This window comes from Mycobacterium sp. NGS33 (genome assembly GCF_059812885.1).
In genome coordinates this window covers 111,560-129,461 of record NZ_JCALDN010000006.1, presented here as the reverse complement: position 1 = coordinate 129,461, position 17,902 = coordinate 111,560, and the positions used below count along the sequence as shown (strand labels likewise).

The window sequence follows — 17,902 nt, the reverse complement described above, 5'->3', positions numbered from 1 at the left end:
AATCGTGCGCAACGAGCCGGGAATTCGCCGTCGCTCGCGCAGGCGGCCCCCGGGATGTCCGACACGCAAAGATCATGCCACTGGTCGGTGTCCGCCATCTTTCCGACCGGTCGGTTACGAACGCGAGACGCCGACGTTGATCGGCGCTGACCGGCGACGATCGCCCGGGGGCGGGCGCGGGGCTTTTGCTACCATCGCGCGGTGCGGGATTCGGCCGGACCGAGTGCACGCGGCGATGCGCGGTCGCCGTCCAGGCGCGAGGTCCTCAAATACGCCGGCGCCTATGTCGTGGCGCCGGCCCTGCTGAGCCTGGGCGCGCTGGCCGCAGGCCCGGACGGCTCGAGGGCCTCGGCGGCCGGGATGAAGCTGATCGATTTCGCCGAGCGCAGGATCGCACCGGAGGAAATCAAGTCGGCGGGCTATGACGGCGTGGTGAATTACGTGTCGCAGTCGCGGCCGGGCGCCAACTTCGAAGCCAAACCGCTGACCCGGCAGTACGCCGATGCACTGCGCGCGGCGGGCCTGCATATCGTCAGCAACTTTCAATACGGCAAGCCCGGGTGGCCCGATCCGTCGGATCTGACCCGCGGCTATGACGGCGGCGTGGCGGACGCACGCACGGCCATGGAGCTGCACTCGGCGGCCGGAGGCCCGAACTCGGCCCCGATCTTTTTCAGCGTCGACGATGACATCGACGCCAACACGTGGAATACCCTTGCCATGCAATGGTTTCGGGGCATCAACTCGGTGTTGGGCGTGGGCCGCACCGGCATCTACGGACATGCCCAGGCGTGCGGGTGGGCGATCAGGGACGGCGTCATCGGGCCGTCCACCAGCGCCGGGCACCAGTGGGCATGGCAGACGAGGTCGTGGTCGCACGGCGAACGCGAACCCGCGGCGGTGCTCTACCAGACGGTCGTGAACAGCCCGGGCAATCCGGGGCCGCTACTCGGCGGCATCAATGTGGACGTCGACGACGTCCTCGCCGCCGATTTCGGGCAGTGGGACCTGGACCGCTGAACCGCACGGCATGAAAGAACGGCACTCCGCGAGCCATCCGCTCGCGGGGTGCCGCTTTTCGTCGGTGACCGGGTCTTACTTGAGGTCGAACCGGTCGTTGTTCATCACCTTCACCCACGCCGCGACGAAGTCCTCCACGAACTTCCCGTGGTTGTCGTCCTGGGCGTAAACCTCGGCCAGCGCACGCAGCACCGAGTTCGAGCCGAACACAAGGTCATTCGGGGTCGCGGTCCACTTGAGCGCGCCGGACGCGCGGTCGTGCCCTTCGTAGACGTTCTCCGCGGTCTCCGAGGCCTTCCACTCGGTGCCCATGTCGAGCAGGTTGACGAAGAAGTCGTTCGTCAACGCGCCCGGCCGGTCGGTGAAGACACCGTGCTTGCTGCCGCCGTGATTGGCGCCCAGCGCCCGCAACCCGCCGACCAGCACGGTGAGCTCCGGACCGGTCACGCCGAGCATGTAGGCCCGGTCCAGCAAGAGCTGCTCGAGCGGGGCCTTCTCGCCGGGCCGCGCATAGTTGCGGAACCCGTCGGCCCGCGGTTCGAGCACCGCAAACGACTCCACGTCGGTGGTCTCCTGCGAGGCGTCGGTGCGCCCGGGGGCGAAGTGCACCGAGATCTCGTAGCCGGCGTCCTTGGCGGCCTTTTCGACCGCGGCGGAACCGGCCAGCACGATCAGGTCCGCGATCGAGATCTTCTTGCCGTCGGAGGCCGAGGCGTTGAAGTCCTGCTGGATCCGCTCCAGCACCGGCAACACCTTGTCGAGTTCGGAGGGCTCGTTGACCTCCCAGCTCCGCTGCGGTTCGAGGCGCAGCCGTCCGCCGTTCGGGCCACCGCGCTTGTCGGTGTTGCGGTAGCTGACCGCGGCCGACCAGGCGGTCTTGACCAGCTGCGGGACGGAGAGACCGGACGCGAGGACGTTGCTCTTCAGGTCCGCGATGTCCTTCTCGTCGACCAGCGCGTGGTCGACCGCCGGCACCGGGTCCTGCCACAGCTGCGGTTCGGGAATCCACGGTCCCAGGAAGCGGGTGACCGGTCCCATGTCGCGGTGCAGCAGCTTGTACCAGGCCTTGGCGAAGGCGTCGGCCAGCTCCTCGGGGTGGTCCAACCAGCGCCGGGTGATGTCGCGGTAGATCGGGCTTTCCCGCAACGAGATGTCGGTGACCAGCATCGTCGGGGCGCGTCCCGGTCCGCCGAACGGATCGGGGATGGTCCCGGCGCCCGCGCCGTCCTTGGCGGTGAACTGCCAGGCCCCGGCGGGGCTCTTGGTCAGCTCCCACTCGTAGCCGTACAGCGTCTCCAGGAAGGAGTTGTCCCACTTGGTCGGCGTCGGCGTCCAGACCACCTCGAGGCCGCTGGTGATGGCGTCCTTGCCCACGCCGCTCCCGAAGGAGCTCTTCCAGCCCAGCCCCTGCTGTTCGATCGGGGCGGCCTCGGGCTCCGGACCGACCAGGTCGGCGTCGCCGGCACCGTGGGTCTTGCCGAAGCTGTGGCCGCCGACGATCAGCGCGGCGGTCTCCTCGTCGTTCATCGCCATCCGGCCGAAGGTCTCCCGGATGTCGATCGCGGCCGCGACCGGGTCCGGCTTGCCTTCGGGGCCTTCCGGATTGACGTAGATCAGACCCATGGTGGTGGCGCCGTAGGGCTGCGCGAGATCGCGGTCGCCCGAGTAGCGCTTGTCGGTGCCCAGCCACTCTTCCTCTTCACCGAAGAGGATCTCCTCGGGCTCCCAGACGTCTTCGCGGCCGAAGGCGAAGCCGAACGTCTTGAATCCCATGGATTCCAGGGCTGTGTTCCCGGCAAACAGCAGCAGGTCCGCCCAGGAGATCTTGTTGCCGTACTTCTTCTTCAACGGCCACAGCAGCCTGCGCGCCTTGTCCAGGCTCGCGTTGTCCGGCCAGCTGTTGAGCGGCGCGAAGCGCTGCATGCCCTGGCCGCCGCCGCCGCGGCCGTCATAGATGCGGTAGGTGCCGGCGGCGTGCCAGCTCATCCGGATGAACAGGCCCCCGTAGTGGCCGTAGTCGGCGGGCCACCAGTCCTGCGAGGTGGTCAGCAGCTTGATCATGTCGGCCTTGAGCGCCTCCACATCGAGCTTGGCGAACTCCTCTGCGTAGTCGAAGTCCTCGCCGAGCGGGTTGGACTGCGCGACATGCGGGTGCAGCCTGGACGGGTCTACCTGGTTGGGCCACCAGTCCTGGTTTGTCCGTGGCGCACTCGACTTCGGCTGCGGTGAAGGGATTGCTGGGTTTTCACTTTCGCTGTGGCTCGCCGTCCCTGCGCCGGGCTCGGGTGGACGGCTAGCGGATGTATCAGATGACACAGCATTCCTTTCGAGGGTGGGTGAAACGGGCTGCGATCACGGTTGTGATCAAGAGCCTGCCGTCGTGCAATCGGCGCACAGGCCCCAGTAGATGACTTCGGCCTCGTCGAGGACGAAGCCATCGAGAACGTCGTCGTCGTCGGAGGGAGTGAGGCAGGGAGCGTCACCGACGGCGCAGTCGATGTCGGCGATGATCCCGCAGGATCGGCACACGACGTGGTGATGGTTGTCGCCGACCCGCGACTCGTAGCGCGCGACCATGCCCAGCGGCTGGATGCGCCGGACCAGACCGACGGCGGTCAGCGCATTGAGCACGTCGTAGACGGCCTGGCGCGAAACATCGGGCAGGCCAACCCGGACCGCCGAGAAGATGGTCTCGGTGTCGGCGTGCGGATTGGCGTCCACGGCTTCCAGCACGGCAACCCTGGGCCGGGTCACCCGCAGGTCGGCCATCCGCAACCTGTCCGCGTAATCGGCCGTCGATGACACGCCACCAATATGACGCACTTATTTGGAACGAGTCAAGACTTTATTGTGAAGTGGGGCACAACGGCGAGTGACGAATGAGTTGGGTCACGCTCAGGTGGGTTTCAGGGCGCTGCCCTTGCGCCAGTCGTCCCAGCTCAGCGTCCAGTCGCCGTTTTGCGCCAACGTCAGCGGCGGTCCGCCGCTGTTGCGGACCTCGACGACGTCGCCCGGCACCGAAAATTCGAAGAACCATTTCGCGTTGTCGGCGTTGAGATTCAAGCAGCCATGGGACGTGTCGCGATGGCCCTGGGCCCATACCGTCGCGTCGAGCTCGTGCAGATAGATGCCGTCGCTGCTGATCTTGGTGGCCCAGTTGATGGTCTCGCGATATCCGAGCCTGGAGTTCTTGGGCAGCCCGAAGGTCGACGAGTCCATGATGACGGGATTGCCCTTGTCCAGCACGGTGTAGATGCCCGAGGGCGTCCATAGCGAGATCGTCTTGCCGCCGACGTCTTCGGTGCCGCCCATCCCCATGCTGGTGGGCATCGTGCGTACCAGGGTTCCGTTGTCGAAGACGCTGACCTGGTGGGTGGCGTCATCGGCGATCGAGACGTGTGCGTCGCCGATCCGAAACGACACCTTGGTGTCGTCTTGCCCGAACAGGCCGTCGCCCAACGCTATTCCGTAGATCTTTGCCTCGACGGTGACGGTTGTGCCGCGGGCGTAGTAGTGCTCGGGCCGCCAATGGGCGTTCTGGTCGTCGACCCAGTACCAGGATCCCTCGACTTTCGGGTTGGTCGTCACCGACAGCTGTCGCTCGGCGGCGGCACGATCGGAGATCTTCTCGTCGAAGTGCGCCACGATCACCGTCCCGACGCCGTAGGTGCCACCGTCGTGCAGCGCGGCCTCCGACGTAGCGGTGAACGACACCTTGGTCTGGTTGGACGGCTTCAGCGTGGAGAAGGACGAAACCTGCTTGGCCGCAACACCACTGACGCCGCTGCTGGTGATCGTGAGGGTATAGGTGCGTCCGTAGCCCAGCGGGACGGTCGGCTTCCACACCGTGTTGTCGGGGGTCATGACACCCTCGACCGGTTTGCCGCTCTCGTTGACCATGTCGACGCCGGTCAGGGTTCCGTTCTCGGCTTTGACCGTGACCGGGGCGACCGGGTCGACGTCACGGGAGTCGGGGGCGGGAGTGATCGTTATCTGGGCCGGCCCAGCGGTTTTCGTGGGCGCACCGCTTTGACCGCAGTGGCCGCCCGGGCAATGTGTGGTCGACGCAACGTATATCGCGGCCACCGCGGCGACGAGCACGCACACCGCGAGCAGGAGTCGGCGCGGCCGGCTGACCCGGTGGATCCGGCCGACGAGCTGGTCACTGTTCTTGGACATCATGGAGCTGCCGGATCCCTGCTTTCTGGTTCTCGCAGGCGTGGAAAGTTCTGCCCAGCGAAGTCGATGTTGTAGATGAGGTATCCCGCGACATGCGGTTTCTAAACCGCCGGGCGTCACCCGGGCCTGCAACGGGCCTTCGCGAGAGATCATGTCTTCATGGCCGATGACGAACTCGACAGCCTCTACGAGGCGGCGCCGACGGAGTTCACCGCGCAGCGCACCAAATTGGCCGCCGCGGCCAAACAGCGCGGCGATGCCGCCGCGGCGAAACGGATTTCCGCCGCCAACAAGCCGACGACGGCCGCGTGGATCGTCAACCGGTTGGCGCTGCGGCACACGGATACCCGGCAGCGGCTCGCCGACCTCGGGGAGCGGCTGCGCGCCGCGCACGCGGCGATGGATGGCGGCCAAATCCGGGACCTGACGGCCCAGCAACGCAAACTCATCGACGAGCTGTCCCGCAAGGCGCTCGACGCGGCCGGTCTCACGCAACCGTCGGCGGCCGTGCGCGAAGACCTGACCAGCACGCTGCAGGCCGCCATCGCCGACCCGGAGGTCGGAGAACGCCTGGGCCGGTTGACCCGCCCCGAGCAGTGGTCGGGCTTCGGCGCCTTCGGCGGCGCGGTTCCGGAATCGGCGGATGTGCCGCGCGAACCGGCGAAGCGCCCCGGCACGCCGGCGCGGAAGCGGCCTGCGGCGCAGTCGGCGGACGCCGGGGCGCAGGCGCAACGGCGAGAGAAGTTGAGCGCGGCCGTCGACACCGCCCAACGCGTCAAAGCTGAGGCCGATGACGTGTTGTCGCGGCGACAGGCCCAGCGAGCGGCCGCCCGTCGGCGACGTGACGATGCGGCGCGGGCGCTGCGGGCGGCCGAACGGGAACTCGCCACCGCCGAAAAGGACCTCGGCACCGCCGAAAAGGACTACGACGAGGCCCGGCAACTGAGCCGCGCCGCCGCGGCATCGATGCAGGACGCCAAAGCGCGGTTGAAGCGGGTGTGAGCCCGGCCGGGCGTTTCCCCGGGCCGGGCCGGGGTATCAGCAAAGCCGTGACCTCTTTGTGGATGACAGAACGAACAGAACAGCCCTGGACCGCAAGCCGGCTTGACCAAGGCACCTCGTCCGCCGATGTCATCGTCGTGGGCGCCGGCATCACCGGCCTGATGACGGCGGTCCTGCTGGCCCGCGCCGGCAAGGACGTGTTGGTGCTGGAGGCGCGCACCGTGGGGGCGTGCGCGACCGGCAACACCACCGCCAAAATCAGCCTGCTGCAGGGCAGTCAGCTTTCCAAGGTGTTACCGCGGCACGGCCGGGACGTGGCACGCGCGTACGTGGACGGCAACCGCGAAGGCCAGGAGTGGGTGCTGGACCACTGCGAGGCCAAGGGCGTGGCCGTGCAGCGCGAGGACGCCTACACCTATGCCCAGTCCGTGCGGGGTGTCCCGTCGGCGCGCGCGGAACTGGCCGCGTGTCAGGCGGTGGGACTGCCGGCGGTGTGGGACGACGACGCCGACGTGCCGTTCGCGTATCACGGCGGGGTGCGACTGGCCGACCAGGCGCAGTTCGACCCGATGTCATTCCTCGACTCGCTGGCCGTCGAACTGCTCGACCGGGGCGGACGGCTGGTCGAGCACAGCCGGGTCCGGCGGGTCTCCTGGCGCGGCAAGAAGGTGCGCGTGCAGGTCAACGACGCCGCCGAGCGAGACGTCGAGCTGCAGGCCGACCAGCTGGTGCTCGCCACCGGCATCCCGATCCTGGACCGGGGCGGGTATTTCGCGCGGGTGAAGCCCAGCCGCTCCTACTGCCTGGCCTTCACGGTGCCGGGCAACATCACCCGGCCGATGATGATTTCCACCGACTCGCCGACCCGTTCGGTGCGATATGCCCCGGTAGCTGACGGGGAGAGGCTGATCGTGGGCGGGGCCGGTCACACCGTGGGGCGGGAGAAGAGTCCGTCCCAGGCGCTGGACGAGCTGTCGGCGTGGGCGCGCAAGCACTATCCCGGTGCCGTGCAGACCCACTTCTGGTCGGCACAGGACTACACGCCCATCGACCATCTGCCCTATGTGGGCCCGATCCTGCCGAGCACCGAAAGCATCTTTGTCGCAACGGGATTCAACAAGTGGGGCATGACCAACGGCGCCGCCGCGGCGCTGGCGCTGTCGAGCCGCATCCTGGGCGGGCGGATGGATTGGGCCCGCGCGTTCGCCAGCTGGAGTCCGCACGAGCTGTCGGGTCTGACGACCGCCTTGCAGGCCAACCTCGAGGTCGGCTTCAACCTGACGAAGGGGTGGATCACCCCGGCGATACGGACGCACCGCCGCAGCCCGGTCGACGGGGAAGGCGGTGTGGTGAGCGGCCCGCCATGGCATTTGGAGGCGCGCTGTCGCGTCGACGGGACCGAGCATCGCGTCTCGCCGGTGTGCCCGCACCTCGGCGGGATCGTGAACTGGAACGACGCCGACAAGGCGTGGGAGTGCCCGCTGCACGGGTCGCGGTTCGCGCCCGACGGCACCTTGCTGGAAGGGCCGGCCACCCGCGATCTGACCGCGTAGACCGGACGTCCAAGTCAGCCCGTCTTTTCAAAGACGAGCCAGCGCAACTCGATTGGGGAATCGTCGCGCTCGACGTCGAACACATCGAGTCCGCCGGCCCAGCCCTCGAACCATCCCGTGGGCGGCCAGGCGTCCGAAGCTGATCGCGCCTTCTCGTACTCGTAGGCGGAGTCGTCGGCGATCGGTTCGAAAGGCAGGCCGGCCGCCGCCGCGGCCACCTCGTCGCGGGTGAAGATCATGCTGTTGCACTGCTGACTGAATTGCACCGCGGCGTCGTCGGGAACATAGCCGTCGCGGGCCAGGAAGGTGTTGAAAACCAAACGGCCGCCGCGGGCCAGGCAATCGGTGGCGAGTTCGAACATGCCGCGCAACTCGCGCGTCGTCCGGAAGTCGGACACCACCTCCGAGAGCACCATGAGCTGGTACCGCTCCCGCACGCCCTCCATCGCCGTGAAGACATCGCTCTGAATGACGTTCACACTCAACGATTCACCCGCCGCGTCGGCAACGATCACCTCCGCGAACTTGGCGGTCATCTCGACCGCGTCGACCGGATGTCCGCGCCGGGCCAGCGCCAGCGCGTTGCGTCCGGTTCCCGCGCCGACGTCCAACACCCGATAGGCCGAAGGATCCGCCGCCTCCGCCGCCAGGGCCAACACGCGTGCGTCCGGTTCGGTGCCGAACAGCGGCGGCGGGCGGACCTGCACCCATTGGTCATAGTCGGCCTCGACCGTGCGCCAGTCGGCTTGGACCCGGAAATTCACGTCCGTCCCGAACGGGGCCTGATAGGAGATCAACACCTCCGAGCGGGGGGAGGCCTTGAAGGCCTTCGCCAACTCGACTTCCAGCGCGGCCCGCAACCGTGCCGAGTTTTCCGGGGTGTACCAGACGCCCAGGGTGGCGCAGACGTTGCCGCACAGCTGGACGTACTCGTCGAGGAGGGCAGGCACCGCGGGCACCCTGATGTGGCCCTCGGCCGACAAGCGCCGATACAGCCGCCTGATCATCGCTTCGCGCAGCATCGGCGGGTCGAACGACGCATTCGGCGGATCCTGCACCAGAACCTTTTACATGACCTTCTGGCTTTACACCACCGCTCGGGCCAACTGGCGCTCCGGCTACGCGCGGCGGACGGCGCGTTCGAGGAGATCGGCCGCCGCCGCGACGCTTTCGGTGGGTTTGGTCATCCGGGTGGCGACCTCCCTGGCCCGGCTGAGGTAGTGCGCAGAGCGCACCGAGCGCAGGTCGGCGACCAACGAGTCCAGGGTGGAGGCGGAGAACGCCCGCTCCACGCCGACTTCCAGCTTGCCGACCGCGGCGGCCCAGATCGGTTGATCGAGCCAGAGCCACAGAATCAGCATGGGCACGCCGGCCCGCAGGCCCGCGGCGGTGGTGCCCGCGCCGCCGTGGTGCACGATCGCTCGGCAAGCCGGAAACACCGCGGCATGGTTCACCGTCTCCACGATCTTCACGTGGTCGGCGGGCGGGATACGGGTGAAATCGTTTGGGCCGCTGCAGATCAGCGCCCGCTCGCCGATCTGCGCGCAGGCCGCGCTGATCACGGCGACCGTCTCGGCGGGTGAGGTGACGGGCGTGCTGCCGAATCCGAAATAGATGGGCGGCGTGCCGTCGGCTATCCAGGACAGCACGTCGTCGTCGACCTCGGCGGGCAGTCCGAGGGTCAGCGACCCGACGAAGGGCCGCCGGTATCCCGAGCCGGCCCATTGTTGTGCCAGCTCGGGCGCCAACAGCTCGTCGTAGGTCTGAATCTCCAGCGGCGATCGCGCCGGCGGTGCGTCGGGCAGGCCGAGCGCTCGGCGCTGCGCGCTCTCGGCCGCGCCGGTGACGTCTGACTGCAGCCCGCCCAGCTCCAGGGTCTCGGCGGGAAAGAAGTGCAGCGCCGTCAGCGGGATGCCGAAATGTTCCGCGACGTTGGCGGCGAGCCGCTGCTCGTTCATCCCAGCCACCAGCAGCTCGGCATCCGCCGCCAACGAGACCAGCGTCTCGCTCTTGCCCATCCATACCGCGGTGACCCGCTCGATGACTTGCGGCAACGCGCTCATCGGGTTCTGCACATTGCGGACGAACGTGGTGGCCATGTTGATCTGCTCGCGGCTGTCGGGCCCGTAGGCGATCGCCGCAAGCCCCACCGACTCGGCCATGTCGAGCTTGTCGGGCGGGACCGCGATCACCACGTCGTGTCCTCGGTCGTGCAACTCCCGGGCGACGGCGACGCAGGGCTCGACGTCGCCGCGGCTGCCGTAGGCGGCCAGCACAATTTTCATCAACAGACCTCACTCGCGGGGATGGGAACAAATCCAAGCAGAATCGAGGCAGCCCGACTCGCCGGGCGCGCGCGGACCCAGCTGACCAAGGCTTTTGCGGACGGCTGCGCCGCGGACGGCCGCTCCGGTGCGGTGGGCGCGGTCCGCGCCCATCCGGTTGAGAACCCGCTGAGGGAGATTTGCGCAGTCCGCGCAGAACCCTTGTGAGGTTCCGATGTCATGTACAGGTAACCTATCGTTAACCCACGGCAACAATTTCGCTGTATTCGTTGACGTGGGAGCACCTGCAACGCGTAAGACCGGTCCGCTACCGCTGGGGACGGTCTTATTCGGCCGTGTTCGTTCGCGGCACTGGCAGCACCGGAGGGAAAGCGATTTGTTTGCTGCTCGGCTGGTTATCCCCATACGACGCGCATCGACATCGTCGAGCGCCCTCGCGGTCATGATGGCAATCGGAGGAGAACGACATGGACTTCGCGGTACTACCGCCGGAGGTTAACTCCGCGCGGATGTACGCCGGTCCGGGGTCGGGACCGATGCTGGCCGCCGCGATGGCCTGGGACGAGTTGGCCGCCGCGCTGCAATCGACGGCGACCGCATACGAGGCCGAGATCACGGCGCTGACCTCCGGCCCGTGGGTGGGCCCGTCGGCGGCATCCATGGTCGCCGCCATCACCCCCTACCTGGAGTGGATGAGGACCACCGGCGCGCAGGCCGAAGAGGCCGCCAACCAGGCCAGAACCGCGGCGTTCGCCTACGAGACGGCGTTCGCCGAGACGGTGCCGCCCCCGGTGGTCACGGCCAATCGCACCCTGCTGGCGACGCTCGTCGCCACGAACGTTCTCGGCCAGAACACGCCCGCGATAGCCACGACCGAGGCGGAGTACGCCGAGATGTGGGCGCGGGACAGCGCGGCGATGTTCGGCTACGCGGGGTCCACGGCGGCGGCGACGCGGCTGACCCCTTTCACGCAGCCCGACCAGACGACCAACTCCGACGTCGCGCAATCCGACGCGGTGGCCCAGGCGACCGGAACCGCAGCGGGGAGCACGCGTAACGCCGTGCAGCAATCGTTCTCGGCGGTACCCAACCTGCTGTCGAATGCCGCGCTGAGTCCGGCCGCCGTCGACCCGACGTCGGCGACGGACCTGCTGAACCTCGAGGCCGATCTCATCACGGTTTTCCTCGACGCACCTGGCAGCGTGGTTGGGATGGGCGTCGACGCGCCCACGGCCACGATCGCCCTGCCCTTCGACATCGCCGGCGCGTTGACCGGTTTCCACACCGACGACATCGTCAGCGGCTGGGCCGGGGTGCAGTCCTGGCCGGGCACCGGCGCCGTGCCGCCATCACCATTCCCGGTCATCACGAACCCGGCGGGCGGATTCGGAACGTTGGCGTCGGCCGGGCTCGGGCAGGCCAACACGGTCGGCGGCCTGTCGGTCCCGCCGGGCTGGGCGGCCGCCGCCCCCGCGATTCGCCCGGCCGCCTTGGTGCTTCCGGCCACCACCGCCGGCGCCGCCGCACCGGCCGCCGCCGCGGCGGCTTCCACCGGCACCGGAAGCCTGCTCGGTCAGATGGCTACGGCCAGCATGGCCGGGCGCGCGATGGCCGGCACCGGTGGCGCCCTGGGCCGCGAACGGGCCCGGGCCGGTGAGTTCGAGAAGGCGACGCGCTCGGCGCCGAAGGAGCCGACGACCGAGCCGACGGAACCGCCGCAGGTTGCCCCGGGCGGACCGATCACCAGCATCGCCGCCGAACTGCGCGAACTCGCATCGCTGCGCGACGCGGGAATTTTGACGCAGCAGGAATTCGAAGAGCAGAAAAAGCGCCTGCTGCCCGGCTGATTCGGACGCAGCGGCCGCGCGTTCGTCACTCGATCCGCACGGGGTCAACGATTCAGCGGTGATTCGGCCGTGGCGCCGCCTTGCCGGTGCTACCGTTTGCTGGCCATCCGACCGTCGACGGGATTCGGTAGCCCACATGTTCAGGTTCCGGCTCGCCCCCGCAGCCCGCGCGGGGGTGGCGGGCGCGTTCATTGCTGTGGCGGGGGTTCCGCTGGTGGCGTGCGGCTCCGCGCCGCCTGCGACCCCGGACGCTACCACCTCGGTGACCAAAGTCGTTGCCGCACAGAGCAGTACGTCAGCTGCGCGCACGCACGGGCCCGCGCCCTCGAGCGCCCCCGGGATATACGGCGACCCCGCGGCCGCGGCGAAGTATTGGGCGGCGCAGTCACTCGAGGACAACTGCGGCCTCATCTCGGTCGCCGATGTGGTCGGTGAACTCACCGGCACCGCACCGACCGAACGGCAGATGCTGGACCTGGCGGAGTCGACGCCCTCGGGGGTCAATCCGGGGCCGATCTACGCGCCGCGGAACGACCCGAGCCATTCGGGGCCCGACAACGGCATCTCCATGTCGGACCTGGTCATCCTGCTCGATCACTTCGGTATCAAATCGGAGATGACCGCCGAGTCCGACCGGGACCGCAACGGCCTGCCCCTCCTCGAGCAGTACCTGGCGCACGACCGCAAGGTCATCGCGTTCGTCAACTCGTCGGTGATCTTGAACGCCGACGACCAGCGCGCCAAGGCCGACCACTTCCTGGTCGTGACGGGCATCGACACCGGCAGAGATATTGTTCATCTCAACGATCCCGGTATCGACCACGCCGACGAACAAGTCGGCGTCACCGCGTTCATGACGGCGTGGCAGACCAGTGATCAGTCCATCGTCGTCACGGCGGCCCGCGGCTGATCACTGGTAGCGCCAGGCGGTTTCGGGCACAGTGTGCAGTACTACCGAGCGAGGTGCCTGATGGAGAAGTCGTCCGCCCCCGACGCTGCTGGCGCGGTGCAGATGCGAGTGCAGGCGCTGCTTCGGTATCCGGTGAAGTCGATGCTGGGCGAGACCCTCGATTGCCTGCCGGTCGACGAGCGCGGCGCCGACGGCGACCGGCGATTGGCACTGCTCGACGGCGAAACGGGGCATGTCGCCAGCGCCAAGAATCCCCGGCTGTGGCGTGATCTTTTGACGTGCACCGCGCATGCGGACGTCCAGGGGGTGCGCATCCGGCTGCCCGATGGGACCGACGTGGCCGCCGATGATCCCGGCGTCGACGAGCTGATCTCGAGGTTGACGGGACGGCGGGTCCGACTGATCGCCCAGCGTCCCGACGGTGCGACGCTGGTGCGCCCCGATCCGGAGCAACTGCTCGAACTCGGTCTCGACGCCGAGGTCGGGGGCCGCATCCTGCGGATCGCCGCGGCCACCCCGGGCGAGTCGTTCACCGACGAGGCCCCGTTGCACGCGGTCACGACGGCCACTCTCGAGCACATCGGTGTGGAGGCGCTGCGCTATCGCCCGAATGTGGTGATCGCGACACCGCCGGGCTATCCGCCTTATGCCGAAAACGACTGGGTCGGAAGCGAAATCGCCGTGGGCGAGGCGCGGCTGCGCGTCCTCACGGCCACGTCGCGCTGCGTGGTTCCCACGCTCGAGCACGGACCGTTGCCCCGGGCGCCGCAGGCTCTTCGGATCCCCGCGGCCGAAAACCGGTTGGACACAGGCGGTCACGGTAAACAGCCATGCGCGGGGGTCTACCTCGCCGTGGTGACCAACGGCGTCATCCGCGTCGGTGACGCGGTCACCCTGGGGCCATAGACCACCGTCTGCGTCGGCGGCGCGACGCGGCGTCACCCGCCCAGGTTGCGCACCGCCGTGTCGAGTTCCTCTGCCTGCTCGGCCAACTCGCGGTCGGACAGCTCTGCGTGCCCGACTCGCTGTACCAGCTCTTGGCGCGTCGCAACCTGCAGGGCGCCCCGGTATTCGTCCGAGTTCAGCTCCGCCGGCGTGACGACCGCGGCACGCCCCTCGATCACCACCAGCGCCGTGTCCCCGTCCTGGCTGGCGAGCAATCGGCGGACGTCGTCTGCACCGATGGTCACGAGCCGCCCCGTCCGGTTCGTCGTTGCAGCTCTTCGATCAGGCTGGAGGCCTGCGCCTTGGTGAGACTGTCGGGAACCTGTTCGCCCGCTTCTTGCGCCAGCGTGTTCAAGTAGCTGCGCTGCGGACCGGTCATGGGCTCATCGCCGGTCACCCACTGCGACTGGTCCTTTTCCGGATTCTCCTGTGGCGCCTGCGCGGCATCGTCGGCCATGCACTTGGCTATGCCCGCTAGCGGACCAACGTAATCGCGAGCCGCTGCAAACGGTTTCCGCACGCTAGCCGGCCGCCCCGGTCATCTTCATCACCAGCAGCACCGCCACCGCGATGAACGCGACGACGAAGAAAACACGGCGACCACGGTCAGCACGAAACTGGGAGTGAAGCGGCGGGTGTTCGGCGGCTGTGGTGCGACACCCCCGAGGTCTGGGGCGCGGCCGGGGGAGTGGCGCCCGGCGCGCTGCCCCCTCCGGGCTCCAGCCCGGGAATCTGCGTCGGGTCAGGATCGGGCGGTTGCGCAGTCATGATCGACTCCGGCCCTTTCGTCGCGGGCGGCGTGAGGGACATTCGGTCGCATCGCCACCCGAATGCCCCACCGACAGTTGGTCGGGGTCGCACCACGATTGCGCGACCCGTTCGACGGGGCAGGCGATGGTGACCGGTCGCGCCCTGGCCATCGGGGATGGCAGGTGATCACCGTGTTGACCGCGCCCAGCACTTCGTTTTTGGCGGGCTGTAGATAGCTCACCGCGTGCTCCCTCCGTCGGGGCATGGCGGTACCCGCCCACGAGCCATCCAAACCGAGCGCGCAGCCGCCAGTTGCCGGCGCCGATTGGCGCCATGGGCGGTGTCAGCGCGCGCCGGCCCGCACAGGCGGGCGGGGATCGTTCGAAAGGCCTGTCGCTCAACAGGTCCCGGGTGGGCGCGGGACTGCGGCTCAGATCTCCGAGTTCGGGGTGGGACTTTGCGCGGACTCCCATTTGGCCTCGAGCGATCTCGTCACCCTGGTGCCGGCGGGCAGGTCGAGCTGAAAGGTCTCGCCGCGGTCGGTCTCGAACGTGAGGAGATATCCCGCGTCGCTGGCGTCTTTGAAGACGACTTTGTAGGGCTGTTCACCCGAACCGCGGTCCACGGCGATGATGTCGCCAGGGGTGACGTCGTCGATCAGGTCGTTGCCGGACACTTTGGACATAAGGTCGACGTTAGCGGAACCGGCGCGGCGCTCGCCCATGGCCCGGTAGGCCTAGGCGACCCGCTCGAGGGGCCATTTCGTTCGTTTTATGCGCGATACCGGGCCCGCCCGGGGTGAAAACTGCGGCGGCGCTTGGTGTTTCATCACGAATCGCGCGCCGGCCCCGGTCGTCGACGCGTGACCCGCGACACGCCAATGTTTGAGCGGCTCAGTCCGTGGAATCACACACCTGGCACGGACGAACGTTCCTGGCCACCCTCAAGGAGTATTTCGATGAGTGAGCACAACAAGGCCGACGAAGCGCGCAGGGGCCTGATCGACTCGATCAAAGGCAAGGCAAAAGAGGTCGTCGGCGCTGTTACGGGCAACGAATCGCTGACCGCCGAGGGGCAACTCGAGCAGACCCAGGCGCATGCACGCAAGGAAGCGAACACGACGGAGGCGGTGGCCGAAGCCCAGGCCAAGCAGGCGCAAGAGGATGCGGCCGAAGCCAGGGTCGAAGGCGCCCAGCAACGCCTGGCGGCCAACGCCCAGGCCGTGGCCGCGGAGAATTCGATCGAGGCCCAGGAGGCCGCGCAGAAGCGGGCGGCCGACCGCGCGGCGCTTCAGCAGGCCACCGCCGCAAAGACCCAGGCCGAGGTGGACGCGCAGCGCGACATTCAACGAGCCAGGGCCGAAGAGCGGGCGGAGATCCGCGAAGCGTCCGAAGACATCATCGACGCCGTCGCCGAACACCAGACCTCGGTCCAGGTGGCCCGCAACGACCAGTCGGAAGCCGAGCGACTGCGACGCCATGCCCAGAACGTGACCGACGAAGCCGACCTGCCCTGACGGCGGGGCCTCACACAGGAGAAGTTGATGAAAATTTCCGAAGTCCCGTTGGCAGTTCTGCGGTTTCACTACCAACTCGCCCGGTTCCCGCTGCAGTTGATCGAGGATCGTGTGGTCAACCGCATCCCGACCGAAGCACCCGCCCGACTGCTCTATGAGCGCTCACTGGGCATGCTCGACAGCACCGTGGGCAACGCGCTCGGCGACCCGACGATCGTCGAACGGGGCGCCGCCCTGGTCGATCGCAGCGACGCGCTGGGACGGGCCGCTCAACTGGACGCCAGGGCTGCGGCCCGGAAGGAACAGGCCGACGCGAAGCTCAAGGACGCCCGCGACGAGGCGGTCCGCGAGCGCGAGGAGGCGCAGGACGCCACCAAACAGGAGGTCCAAGAGGCGCGCATCGACGCCGAGCGGCGCAAACGCGAAGCGGCGCAGTCGGCGCAGCAGCAGAGCGCCGCGGCCAAGCAGCGCGCCGACGAGGCAGCCGCCAAGCGCAAGCAGGGGGTCGAGTCAGCCAAGCGCCAGGTGGAAAACCGGACTCAGGCCGCCGAGAAGGCCGCGGCCAAGGCCTCGGCGGCCAAGGTCGACGAAGCCGAGGACAAGCTCGGCGAAGCGGCCGGCAAGCGGGCCGAGGCGGATCGTGTGGCCGAGCTGGCGGCCGCCGAGAAGCGGCAACGGCAAGAGGAGCGGGCCAACGACTGAGGCGCCTCAGGTCTGCGGCGAAGCCTGGTTGATCCTGTTGGCCGCGAACGTGGCGGCCTGGGCGGTCATCCCGGCGTCGATGTAGGAGACATGGGCCATGATGTTGCCGCCGCCGGAGCAGATCGGGTCGTCGGGCGCGCACAGGCTGGTGACCTTGGCGCCGTACGCCGGATTGATCGTCGGTAGCGGCTGACCGCCCCACAGCATGGTGGAGAACTGACTGGTCGGCTCACCGAAGAGGGCGACGGCGGCAACGTGGTTCGCCGCCGACGGCGGCAGCGCGTTGGTGGCCAGGTCGATCACCGTCGAGCCCTGGGAATAGCCGCCGAGCAGGATGCGGGAGTTCGGGCAGCTGGCGATGACGTCCTGGATGTGCGCGCTTGCGTCGTTGGCGCCGGCGTTGGCGCTGTTGTGGTAGTCGTCGTTGGCCGGGTAGTTGACCGCGTAGACGTCGACGGACTTACCGCCCAGCTGCGAGGTGAGCGAGTCGACGAAGGCCTGTCCGATGTTGCCCAGGCCGGGCTCCTGATGGGTGCCCCGGGCGAAAACCACCGAGACGTCCGAGCAGGGATCGGCGGCGGCGGTGGGGCCGCCGATGGGTGCACTCAGCAGCGCCCACACCATCAGAACCGGGATACCAACCAAGCGAGCAAGTCCGCGTGCACTCATGCCGAAATCCTGTCATATCGCCGGTTCCGGCGGTCCCGGCGGTTGGCGCTGGCGCGGCCGGGCGCCTTGGATCTGGCGAATAACCTTGCCGCCCAACGTCAATGGGCTACGAGCGGATGGCGCGGATGCGAATGGGTCCGGACCAGTCACCGTCGGGGTCGACGGCGTTGCCACGCTGGGTGATCTCCACCTCACCCGACCTGGCGAGCCGCCGGGTGGACTCGCGGGCGTCGTCCATCAACTCCCGCCAGTCGTCGCCGCCCAGCGCGCGGGCGGCGTCCGACGGGCAGATGCTGCTCCGGGGCCCGCGATGCTCGGTCAACGCGCGGATAGCCGCCTCCAGCCGGCGCCCGATCGGTCCGTCGCCGAGGGCGATCTCGGCGTGATCGGCGCCGCGGCCGCCACCGCCGAGCACCCGAACCAGTTCGTCACGCGACCGCTGACCCACCCCACCAGTCAAGGCCACGGCGCCGCCCATTCGCCACTACCCGGTCGAACCGGGCCCGGCCGGCTGCGCCACGCGT

General features: G+C 68.4%; 19 protein-coding genes. 8 read left to right on the top strand and 11 right to left on the bottom strand.

The genetic code is table 11. The features are described from left to right. Positions 1-201 precede the first annotated feature (201 nt). The gene (locus AC5Y5B_RS13680) at positions 202-1,020 is read left to right on the top strand and encodes a DUF1906 domain-containing protein (RefSeq protein WP_112631493.1); all 819 of its coding nucleotides are present in this window, start codon (positions 202-204) and stop codon (positions 1,018-1,020) included. Between the two features lie 75 nt (positions 1,021-1,095). Here the strand turns inward: AC5Y5B_RS13680 and katG are convergent, their stop codons facing one another. The 3 genes from katG to AC5Y5B_RS13665 all read right to left on the bottom strand — a co-directional run bounded on the left by katG (position 1,096) and on the right by AC5Y5B_RS13665 (position 5,202). Beyond that, complete coding sequence (katG, locus tag AC5Y5B_RS13675; protein ID WP_500005599.1) at positions 1,096-3,336, bottom strand: catalase/peroxidase HPI; 2,241 nt, start codon at positions 3,334-3,336, stop codon at positions 1,096-1,098. 48 nt (positions 3,337-3,384) lie between these two features. Continuing rightward, positions 3,385-3,825, bottom strand: a complete 441-nt coding sequence (locus AC5Y5B_RS13670; RefSeq protein WP_112631489.1) for a Fur family transcriptional regulator — start codon at positions 3,823-3,825, stop codon at positions 3,385-3,387. Between the two features lie 90 nt (positions 3,826-3,915). After that, entirely contained in the window at positions 3,916-5,202 is a 1,287-nt protein-coding gene (locus AC5Y5B_RS13665) for a L,D-transpeptidase (RefSeq protein WP_500005598.1), read from the bottom strand. 156 nt (positions 5,203-5,358) lie between these two features. Between AC5Y5B_RS13665 and AC5Y5B_RS13660 the strand changes: the two genes are divergently transcribed. Both AC5Y5B_RS13660 and AC5Y5B_RS13655 read left to right on the top strand, forming a co-directional pair. Beyond that, complete coding sequence (locus tag AC5Y5B_RS13660; RefSeq protein WP_500005597.1) at positions 5,359-6,201, top strand: hypothetical protein; 843 nt, start codon at positions 5,359-5,361, stop codon at positions 6,199-6,201. 62 nt (positions 6,202-6,263) lie between these two features. After that, a complete protein-coding gene (locus AC5Y5B_RS13655) occupies positions 6,264-7,754 on the top strand; it encodes an FAD-dependent oxidoreductase (RefSeq protein ID WP_500005596.1) in 1,491 nt (496 codons plus the stop codon). Between the two features lie 14 nt (positions 7,755-7,768). Here AC5Y5B_RS13655 and AC5Y5B_RS13650 read toward each other — a convergent pair whose 3' ends face one another. Next, positions 7,769-8,812, bottom strand: coding sequence for a class I SAM-dependent methyltransferase (locus AC5Y5B_RS13650; protein ID WP_500005595.1), 1,044 nt, complete (start codon positions 8,810-8,812; stop codon positions 7,769-7,771). Positions 8,813-8,872: 60 nt separating this feature from the next. Then, the gene (locus AC5Y5B_RS13645) at positions 8,873-10,039 is read right to left on the bottom strand and encodes a glycosyltransferase (protein WP_500005594.1); all 1,167 of its coding nucleotides are present in this window, start codon (positions 10,037-10,039) and stop codon (positions 8,873-8,875) included. A 467-nt stretch (positions 10,040-10,506) separates the two neighbouring features. On the opposite strand from AC5Y5B_RS13645, the gene AC5Y5B_RS13640 reads away from it, so the two are divergent. From AC5Y5B_RS13640 to AC5Y5B_RS13630, 3 genes are all read left to right on the top strand, one after another. Next, a complete protein-coding gene (locus tag AC5Y5B_RS13640) occupies positions 10,507-11,886 on the top strand; it encodes a PPE family protein, SVP subgroup (RefSeq protein WP_112631481.1) in 1,380 nt (459 codons plus the stop codon). A 136-nt stretch (positions 11,887-12,022) separates the two neighbouring features. Next, on the top strand, positions 12,023-12,796 hold the full coding sequence (locus AC5Y5B_RS13635; RefSeq protein WP_500005593.1) for a cysteine peptidase family C39 domain-containing protein: 774 nt from the start codon (positions 12,023-12,025) through the stop codon (positions 12,794-12,796). Positions 12,797-12,856: 60 nt separating this feature from the next. Further along, positions 12,857-13,702, top strand: a complete 846-nt coding sequence (locus tag AC5Y5B_RS13630; RefSeq protein ID WP_112631477.1) for an MOSC domain-containing protein — start codon at positions 12,857-12,859, stop codon at positions 13,700-13,702. 32 nt (positions 13,703-13,734) lie between these two features. Here the strand turns inward: AC5Y5B_RS13630 and AC5Y5B_RS13625 are convergent, their stop codons facing one another. The 4 genes from AC5Y5B_RS13625 to AC5Y5B_RS13610 form a co-directional block, all read right to left on the bottom strand. Beyond that, positions 13,735-13,986 (bottom strand): hypothetical protein, encoded by a 252-nt coding sequence (locus tag AC5Y5B_RS13625; RefSeq protein WP_112631475.1) that lies wholly within the window; start codon positions 13,984-13,986, stop codon positions 13,735-13,737. Further along, the gene (locus AC5Y5B_RS13620) at positions 13,983-14,198 is read right to left on the bottom strand and encodes a DUF3072 domain-containing protein (protein ID WP_112631473.1); all 216 of its coding nucleotides are present in this window, start codon (positions 14,196-14,198) and stop codon (positions 13,983-13,985) included. The genes AC5Y5B_RS13625 and AC5Y5B_RS13620 overlap by 4 nt, the downstream gene beginning before the upstream one ends. Positions 14,199-14,347: 149 nt before the next feature. After that, positions 14,348-14,509, bottom strand: coding sequence for a DUF6480 family protein (locus tag AC5Y5B_RS13615; RefSeq protein ID WP_500005592.1), 162 nt, complete (start codon positions 14,507-14,509; stop codon positions 14,348-14,350). A gap of 412 nt (positions 14,510-14,921) precedes the next feature. Next, entirely contained in the window at positions 14,922-15,176 is a 255-nt protein-coding gene (locus tag AC5Y5B_RS13610; RefSeq protein ID WP_112631471.1) for a hypothetical protein, read from the bottom strand. Positions 15,177-15,449: 273 nt separating this feature from the next. Here AC5Y5B_RS13610 and AC5Y5B_RS13605 point away from each other — a divergent pair, with 273 nt between their 5' ends. Further along, positions 15,450-16,007, top strand: a complete 558-nt coding sequence (locus AC5Y5B_RS13605) for a CsbD family protein (protein ID WP_500005591.1) — start codon at positions 15,450-15,452, stop codon at positions 16,005-16,007. Positions 16,008-16,034: 27 nt separating this feature from the next. After that, the gene (locus AC5Y5B_RS13600) at positions 16,035-16,709 is read left to right on the top strand and encodes an IF2 family translation initiation factor (protein WP_500005590.1); all 675 of its coding nucleotides are present in this window, start codon (positions 16,035-16,037) and stop codon (positions 16,707-16,709) included. 6 nt (positions 16,710-16,715) lie between these two features. On the opposite strand, the gene AC5Y5B_RS13595 is transcribed toward AC5Y5B_RS13600, so the two are convergent. After that, on the bottom strand, positions 16,716-17,378 hold the full coding sequence (locus AC5Y5B_RS13595) for a cutinase family protein (RefSeq protein ID WP_500005589.1): 663 nt from the start codon (positions 17,376-17,378) through the stop codon (positions 16,716-16,718). A gap of 106 nt (positions 17,379-17,484) precedes the next feature. Next, complete coding sequence (locus AC5Y5B_RS13590) at positions 17,485-17,844, bottom strand: DUF3253 domain-containing protein (protein ID WP_240631654.1); 360 nt, start codon at positions 17,842-17,844, stop codon at positions 17,485-17,487. Between the last annotated feature and the right edge of the window lie 58 nt (positions 17,845-17,902).

Excerpts from the sequence above, each read along its gene's own strand:
- AC5Y5B_RS13605 (WP_500005591.1), top strand. The coding sequence starts at position 15,450 with ATGAGTGAGCACAACAAGGCCGACGAAGCGCGCAGGGGCCTGATCGAC.
- AC5Y5B_RS13635 (WP_500005593.1), top strand. The coding sequence starts at position 12,023 with ATGTTCAGGTTCCGGCTCGCCCCCGCAGCCCGCGCGGGGGTGGCGGGC.
- AC5Y5B_RS13640 (WP_112631481.1), top strand. The coding sequence starts at position 10,507 with ATGGACTTCGCGGTACTACCGCCGGAGGTTAACTCCGCGCGGATGTAC.
- AC5Y5B_RS13655 (WP_500005596.1), top strand. The coding sequence starts at position 6,264 with ATGACAGAACGAACAGAACAGCCCTGGACCGCAAGCCGGCTTGACCAA.
- AC5Y5B_RS13665 (WP_500005598.1), bottom strand. The coding sequence starts at position 5,202 with ATGATGTCCAAGAACAGTGACCAGCTCGTCGGCCGGATCCACCGGGTC.
- AC5Y5B_RS13630 (WP_112631477.1), top strand. The coding sequence starts at position 12,857 with ATGGAGAAGTCGTCCGCCCCCGACGCTGCTGGCGCGGTGCAGATGCGA.
- AC5Y5B_RS13610 (WP_112631471.1), bottom strand. The coding sequence starts at position 15,176 with ATGTCCAAAGTGTCCGGCAACGACCTGATCGACGACGTCACCCCTGGC.
- AC5Y5B_RS13600 (WP_500005590.1), top strand. The coding sequence starts at position 16,035 with ATGAAAATTTCCGAAGTCCCGTTGGCAGTTCTGCGGTTTCACTACCAA.
- AC5Y5B_RS13620 (WP_112631473.1), bottom strand. The coding sequence starts at position 14,198 with ATGGCCGACGATGCCGCGCAGGCGCCACAGGAGAATCCGGAAAAGGAC.
- AC5Y5B_RS13645 (WP_500005594.1), bottom strand. The coding sequence starts at position 10,039 with ATGAAAATTGTGCTGGCCGCCTACGGCAGCCGCGGCGACGTCGAGCCC.
- AC5Y5B_RS13615 (WP_500005592.1), bottom strand. The coding sequence starts at position 14,509 with ATGACTGCGCAACCGCCCGATCCTGACCCGACGCAGATTCCCGGGCTG.
- AC5Y5B_RS13595 (WP_500005589.1), bottom strand. The coding sequence starts at position 17,378 with ATGAGTGCACGCGGACTTGCTCGCTTGGTTGGTATCCCGGTTCTGATG.
- AC5Y5B_RS13660 (WP_500005597.1), top strand. The coding sequence starts at position 5,359 with ATGGCCGATGACGAACTCGACAGCCTCTACGAGGCGGCGCCGACGGAG.